At 59.2% G+C, this 593-nt stretch carries 1 protein-coding gene; it reads left to right on the top strand.

Annotation, left to right across the window (positions count from 1 at the left end; translation table 11 throughout):
• A partial coding sequence (locus AC0L14_RS34780) for a hypothetical protein (protein ID WP_473752234.1) occupies positions 1–196 on the top strand: 196 nt, incomplete at its 5' end.
• Between the last annotated feature and the right edge of the window lie 397 nt (positions 197–593).

Here is a 593-nt window from a genome sequence, read left to right as displayed (position 1 = left end):
AGACTTGTCTGATGTTGCGCTCACATTCGAATGTCCGGATTGCTCGCATCCGGCGGTAAGGAAGGGCTCTGCGCTAAGAACGATCGCGCACTTCAGATGCGACGGGTGCAACGCCAACGTACGGATCACCTATCCGCAGAAGCTGGCGATCTTCGAAAAGTACAGGCTATTAGCCGCCCAAGGGGCATTGCGATAAGACGATCCGGAAGCGCGTCGCCAATGGCCGTCACGTGGACCAGATGCAAGAGGTCGATGCCCTGGTGGGCCTCGCTAAAGAAATGGCCGACCGGCAACTGGCCGGGTTAGAAAGCCCGGCAGATAAAAACGATGGCTCTGTGCAAGACGGTGACGATGCAAAGGACTGGGCGTCGTCGACCGCCTCCTCACATTCCGCGATCACGGAATTACTCGAATCGCCAAGTTTGGTACTATCCAACGGCGGACCCCAATCCGCCAGGCCGGCGCCCTACAGGCATTCTACCCCAACGCCCCCCAAGCGGCGCCGGCCTTCCCCTTGCAGGGCAACGAGTCCAGGTTAACGGGCTTGGAGAGCTGCCATCAGGTAGTCGGTATCCCAGGTTGCGAGTTTTCGC

It is taken from the genome of Mesorhizobium sp. WSM4841 (assembly GCF_055811515.1).
This window is presented reverse-complemented; position numbering and strand designations above follow the sequence as displayed.